This window comes from Inquilinus sp., from assembly GCF_039594555.1.
Classification (GTDB): Bacteria; Pseudomonadota; Alphaproteobacteria; order DSM-16000; family Inquilinaceae; genus Inquilinus.
The window spans coordinates 1-5,351 of record NZ_JBCNNF010000458.1 but is presented as its reverse complement, the minus strand read 5'-3'; the positions used below and the strand labels follow the sequence as shown (position 1 = coordinate 5,351).

Sequence of the window (5,351 nt, the reverse complement as noted above, 5' to 3'; positions counted from 1 at the left end):
CCGCGTCATGCCCGAGCTTGCCGCGGCGGGCTTCCGCGTCGCCGCGGTGGATTATCGCGGCGCGGGCGAGTCGGAAAAGCCACTCGACGGCTACGACAAGGCGACGATGGCCGCGGACATCCGGGACTTGGTCCGCCAGCTGGGCGCGACAAAGGTGGATCTCGTCGGGCGCGACATCGGCGTCATGGTCGCCTACGCCTATGCCGCGCAATGGCCGGACGAGGTGGCGAAGCTGGCGATGCTCGACGTGCCGCTGCCCGGCACGCATGTCTGGGACGAGGCGATCCACAAGCCGGATCCGGAGCTCTGGCATTTCGGCCTGCACCAGCAGCGCGACATCGCCGAGATGCTCGTGGCCGGCCACGAATACGCCTACATCTCGGACTTCATGAAGAAGCGGCTCGCCGCGCCGATCGCCGATGACGACCTGGCCGTCTATGCCCGGGCCTATGCCGCGCCCGGAGGGATGCGCGCCGGCTTCGAGCTCTATCGCGCCTTTCCGGAGGATGAGCGCCGGTTCAAGGAGTTCCTGAAGACAAGGCTGCCGATGCCGGTCCTGGCGCTCGCTGGCGAGCGCAGCAATGGCTGGAAGGAGGTGGAGATGGCCAGGGAGGCTGCCGACGATGTCAGCGGCGCCGTGGCGCCGGAGACCGGCCATTGGCTGCCGGACGAGAATCCCGGCTTCGTCTCCCGGCACCTGGTCGCCTTCTTCCGCGGATCCGCGGAGACGGGCAGGTAGGGCCGCTGTCGCTGAACATCATGCCGACGGTCGAAAATATCGACTCGTCATCCCGTGCGCGCTGCGGCGCGAAGTGCCGCTGCGCAGACACGGGATCTCCGCACGATCCTGAAGAGATCCCGTGTCTGCAGCGCATCATTGCATGCTGCGCTGCAGACACGGGATGACACTCGTTCTTTAGGGTGCGCGGTATAAGGCCTCCTGAACCTCAGGCGACGTGCAGCCGGACGTCGACATTGTTGCGGGTGGCGTTGGAGTACGGGCAGACGTGATGCGCCTTCTCCACCAGCGCCTGCGCCTGGGCCTTGTCCAGGCCCGGCAGCGAGACGGTCAGGTCGACATCGATGCCGAAGCCGCCCGGGATCTCGCCGATGCCGACCTCGGCCTTGACCGAGGCGTCGGCCGGGACCTGCACCTTCTCCTTGCCGGCGACGAACTTCAGCGCGCCCAGGAAGCAGGCAGAATAGCCGGCGGCGAACAGCTGCTCCGGATTGGTGGCGCCGCCCTTGCCGCCCATCTCCTTCGGCAGGGCCAGCGGCAGGTCGATGATGCCGTCCGAGGATTTCGAATGTCCCTCGCGGCCGCCGGTCGAGGTGGCGGTGGCCTTGTAGAGGATCTTCTCAGGCTTGGTCATGGCAGGCTCCTGGGGGTTGGGCCGCACCGGCGATGCGGCCAGGGATGACGGTACAGACATGGGGCGGCGGCTTGAAGCCGCCACCCGGATCGGGCGCCCCTATGGGTCGAAGCGCCGCGGATCGACCCCGGCGAAGCTGCCGCCGCGGCTGAAATCGTCGAACCGGACCACCAGCGGCGCCGGCGACGGGTCGCGATAGGGCCCGAACTTGAAATACTGGTCGCGGGCGGCCGGGGAGCCGACCGGACCGCGCATGGTCACGACCGGCCGTCCGTTCGCCCAGACCTCGATCATATCGTCCGCCCGTCCGGCGACGCGCAGATGCACCACCATGTCGACCCAGGCGCCGAAGGGCGAGGGCAGCGGCGCCGTCCGGTCGATGGCCAGGCCGCGGGCGCATTCGGCGGCGGGGGCGGGCGGCAGCTCCACATCCAGCTCGTCGGCGCCGCCATGCAGGAAGCTGCGGGTTCCGGCGGGGAAGTCGGAGAAGTCGTAGCCGTCCTGCCAGGCCACCAGCACCCGGCATTGCCGGCCGGGCGAGGCGGTCGCCTGCTCCAGCGTCAGGTGAAAGGCGCCGCCCTTGAAGCGCTGGGCCAGGAACGGGCTCTGGCTGCCGCTCTGCTTCCACTGGCCGACCACCAGCCGGTTGCCGCCGGCCCCGGCGTCCGGGCTATCGATGCGGAAGCTGAAGCCGAACCAGCTGTCGGTTCCGGCGGGCTGGACCGATTGCAGCCACAGCTCGGCGCGCTGGTCGTCCTCCGGGTTGAACACGGCGCCCGGCGCCGTGTCCAGGCAGCCGCTGCGCCGGCGCGCCAGCTCCGCCTTCGGGATCGCCGGCGGCATGGTCTCGTCCGGCAGCAGCGCCATGCCGGCGGCGTAGCGGCCGGATCGCACCACCGTCTCCTCGATGAAGAAGCGGTTCTCGGCGCGCGGGCAGGGGGCCCAGACCTGCGGGTCGATGCGGCCCGATTCGAAGCCGTCGGCGATCTCGGCGCCGGGGGGCGCGGCGGCGGCCGGCACGGCAAACGTCGCGGCGAGGATCAGGACGGCCGGCAGCAGGCGCTGCCGCAACGGGGCTGATGGCATGCTCACCGCCGGGGTGTCGGGCCGCGGCAGGATAGGCGGCCGGCCCGCCGCAGCCAAGCGGCGTGCGGGGGCCTGGGGCGGGTTCCGTCGATCGGCTTTCGAAGCGCGGGAATAAACCCGCCTCCCCCTCGATCTGGTCGTTGACGGGGCTGGCGATCGCACCGCCGCACCGGATGCAGAGATCCCATCGGATATCGGAGAAAGATGATGTTCACCACGTCTCGCCGCGGCGTCCTGGCGGGCGGAGCCCTCGCGGGCGCCTTCTTCGGGCTGGCGAAGCCGCTGAAGTTCATCGGCGACGCCCGCGCCGAGACCCCGCCGGAGCCGACCGTCGGCTTCTACAGGTACAAGGTCGGCTCGATCGAGGTGACGGCCGTCTATGACGGGATCTGGCGCAAGCCGCACGACCCCGCCTTCATCAAGGGCGTCTCCGTCGACGAGACGAAGGCCGCGCTGGCCAAGGCCGGGCTGACCACCGAGTTCATGCCGATCCCGCTCACCGTGATCGTGCTGAAGCTCGGCGACCGGCACATCATGATCGATGCCGGGTCCGGCGTCGGGCAATGGCAGGCGAATGCCACCCATCTGCCCGCCAACATGCAGGCCGCCGGCATCGACCGCAGCCAGATCGACACCATCCTGGTCTCGCATTTCCACCCGGACCATGTCTGGGGCCTGATGGAGAAGGGCACCAACGCGGCCGTGTTCCCCAATGCCGAGCTGGTGGTCAACAGCGCCGAATACCGGTTCTGGACCGAGCCCGGCCGGGTCGAGAAATTGCCGGAAGGCCGCCGCGCCGCCGGCAAGCGCATCGCCGACGTGTTCCCGACCTGGAAGAACTGGAAGCTGGTCGAGAGCGGTGCCGAGGTCGCGCCGGGCATCCGGATCCTCGACGCCTACGGCCACACGCCCGGGCATTCGGTCTTCCTGGTGACCTCGGGCAACGACCAGCTGATGGTCTCGAACGACACGATGTACGTGCCGGCGCTCCTGGCCCCGCATCCCGGCTGGCAGGGCGCCTACGACCAGGACGGCCCGATGGCCGTCACCACCCGGCGGCGGATCATCGACCGCGTCATCGCCGACAAGATGATGATCTGCGGGGCGCATTTCCCCTTCCCCGGGGCCGGCAGCTTCGCCACCGACGGCGACGCCTACGCCTTCTCCCCGGTCGTCCAGTCCTGAACCCAAGCCTCTGAATTCCGAACCCTGCGAAGGAGACTTCCCATGCGAAAGCGCGCCTATTTCATCACCCTCGCGATGGTCGGCGGCCTGGCTCTGGCCCCCGCCTTCTTCTCCGGCCCGGCCTTCGCCGTCGATGACGACAGCTCGACCGGCAGCGTCGACCTCACCTCCGTCCGCGCCAAGATCGAGGCCAAGAACTACAAGGGCGCCCTCGACGAGCTGCGGGACCTGGCCGAGGACAACCAGCAGGCGGATGTCTACAACCTGATGGGCTACACCCTGCGCAAGACCGGCGACTTCACCACCTCGCTGACCTACTACAACAAGGCCCTGTCGCTGCAGCCGGACTACAAGCCGGCCCACGAATATCTCGGCGAGCTGTATCTCCAGACCGGCGACATGGCCAAGGCGAAGGAGCAGCTCGCCGCCCTGGAGAAGCTGTGCCCGAGCGGCTGCGAGGAGCGCGAGGACCTCGAGAAGGCGATCAGCACCGGCGCCGCGATCGACTGAACGATGGCCGGGCGGGCGGCCCCCGCCCGGCGATCTGGCAAGGAGGACGCGATGTCCTGGTCTGTCGCCGTCCGCACCCGGTCGGGGGACGGCCTCCTGCTTCTCGGCCGGCTGCTGCTGTCGCTGATCTTCATCCATGAGGCGGTCACGCTCGCGACCGGCTTCGCCGCGGCCGCGGCGGCCATGGGCAAGGTCGGCGTGCCGCCCTTCGTCATGGCGCTGACCATCGCGCTGCAGCTCGGCTGCGGCCTGATGCTGGCGCTGGGATGGCATGCGCGGCTGGGCGCGCTGGCCCTCGCCCTGTTCTGCTTCGCCACCGCGTTCCTGTTCCATCTCGACGCCGGGACGCGGAACGAGCTCCTGCACTTCGAGAAGGATCTCGCGATCGCGGGCGGGATGCTGGTGCTCGCGGCCGCCGGGTCGGGGGCATGGTCCTTGGACCGGCTGTGGGACGGCGGCGGTCTGGTCGCGGCCGCCCGCCTGACCCATCAGGACCGGTAGCGGCCGGGGGGCGCACCGGACCGGGCGGGCCGGCATGGTTGAGCCGGCCCGCCCGGGCTGCTTTCGCTAACGATCGAACCGCCGGGGATCCACTTCCTCGAAGCTGTGGCCCAGGCCGAAATTGTCGAGATGCGCCACCACCGGGGTCTCGCCCGGGTCTCGGTACGGCCCGATCTTGAAGTACTGCCGGCCGCTGTCGCGATAGCCCAGCCGGCCGCGGACGGTAACGATCTTCCGGCCATTGGCCCAGATTTCGATCAGGTCGTCGGGCTGCGCGTCGACCTTGATGTGCACCACCATGTCGACCCAGGCGCCGTAGGGCGAGGGCAGCGATGCCTCGCGGTCGACGGTCAGGCCGGTGGCGCAATCCTTGGTATAGTCCGGCGCCAGCTTGTGGCCGGCCGCGTCGAAGCCGTCATGCAGGAAGCTGTGATGCGGCGGGAAGTCAGAGAAGTCGTAGCCGTCTTCCCAGGCCACCAGCACCCGGCATTGCTGCAGCCGGGCCGGGCCGTCCTGCTCCACCGTCAGATAGAACTTCCGGTTGCGGAAGCGCTGCCCCAGGAACGGGCTGTACTGGCCGGCCTGCTTCCATTGCCCGACCAGCAGGCGACGGTTGTCGGCCGCGGGCGCCGGCTCGGCATCGATGCGGAAGCTGAAGCCGTACCAGAGATCGGTGCCCTTCGGCTCGGTCTGGAT

The 5,351-nt window shown here is 69.4% G+C and carries 7 protein-coding genes; 4 read left to right on the top strand and 3 right to left on the bottom strand.

What is annotated here, in order from left to right:
- Nucleotides 1–739 (top strand): alpha/beta hydrolase (locus ABDW35_RS31595; protein ID WP_343717814.1); only part of this gene is annotated, 739 nt, incomplete at its 5' end.
- Between the two features lie 208 nt (nucleotides 740–947).
- Here the strand turns inward: ABDW35_RS31595 and ABDW35_RS31590 are convergent.
- Both ABDW35_RS31590 and ABDW35_RS31585 read right to left on the bottom strand, forming a co-directional pair.
- Nucleotides 948–1,373: an organic hydroperoxide resistance protein gene (locus ABDW35_RS31590; RefSeq protein ID WP_343717813.1), complete on the bottom strand. Its 426-nt coding sequence runs from the start codon at nucleotides 1,371–1,373 to the stop codon at nucleotides 948–950.
- A 99-nt stretch (nucleotides 1,374–1,472) separates the two neighbouring features.
- Nucleotides 1,473–2,459 carry a heparin lyase I family protein gene (locus ABDW35_RS31585; RefSeq protein WP_343717812.1) on the bottom strand — a complete coding sequence of 329 codons (987 nt, stop codon included), beginning with the start codon at nucleotides 2,457–2,459 and terminating at the stop codon, nucleotides 1,473–1,475.
- 207 nt (nucleotides 2,460–2,666) lie between these two features.
- Between ABDW35_RS31585 and ABDW35_RS31580 the strand changes: the two genes are divergently transcribed.
- From ABDW35_RS31580 to ABDW35_RS31570, 3 genes are read left to right on the top strand one after another with little or no spacing between them, the layout of a single operon-like run.
- The gene (locus ABDW35_RS31580) at nucleotides 2,667–3,644 is read left to right on the top strand and encodes an MBL fold metallo-hydrolase (protein ID WP_343717811.1); all 978 of its coding nucleotides are present in this window, start codon (nucleotides 2,667–2,669) and stop codon (nucleotides 3,642–3,644) included.
- Between the two features lie 42 nt (nucleotides 3,645–3,686).
- Nucleotides 3,687–4,154: a tetratricopeptide repeat protein gene (locus ABDW35_RS31575; RefSeq protein ID WP_343717810.1), complete on the top strand. Its 468-nt coding sequence runs from the start codon at nucleotides 3,687–3,689 to the stop codon at nucleotides 4,152–4,154.
- Nucleotides 4,155–4,205: 51 nt separating this feature from the next.
- The gene (locus tag ABDW35_RS31570; RefSeq protein WP_343717809.1) at nucleotides 4,206–4,655 is read left to right on the top strand and encodes a DoxX family protein; all 450 of its coding nucleotides are present in this window, start codon (nucleotides 4,206–4,208) and stop codon (nucleotides 4,653–4,655) included.
- Between the two features lie 66 nt (nucleotides 4,656–4,721).
- On the opposite strand, the gene ABDW35_RS31565 is transcribed toward ABDW35_RS31570, so the two are convergent.
- A partial coding sequence (locus tag ABDW35_RS31565; protein WP_343717808.1) for a heparin lyase I family protein occupies nucleotides 4,722–5,351 on the bottom strand: 630 nt, incomplete at its 5' end.

What these genes read in the sequence shown, in the direction of transcription:
- ABDW35_RS31590 (WP_343717813.1), bottom strand. Translation starts at nt 1,373, where the DNA reads ATGACCAAGCCTGAGAAGATCCTCTACAAGGCCACCGCCACCTCGACC.
- ABDW35_RS31585 (WP_343717812.1), bottom strand. Translation starts at nt 2,459, where the DNA reads ATGCCATCAGCCCCGTTGCGGCAGCGCCTGCTGCCGGCCGTCCTGATC.
- ABDW35_RS31580 (WP_343717811.1), top strand. Translation starts at nt 2,667, where the DNA reads ATGTTCACCACGTCTCGCCGCGGCGTCCTGGCGGGCGGAGCCCTCGCG.
- ABDW35_RS31575 (WP_343717810.1), top strand. Translation starts at nt 3,687, where the DNA reads ATGCGAAAGCGCGCCTATTTCATCACCCTCGCGATGGTCGGCGGCCTG.
- ABDW35_RS31570 (WP_343717809.1), top strand. Translation starts at nt 4,206, where the DNA reads ATGTCCTGGTCTGTCGCCGTCCGCACCCGGTCGGGGGACGGCCTCCTG.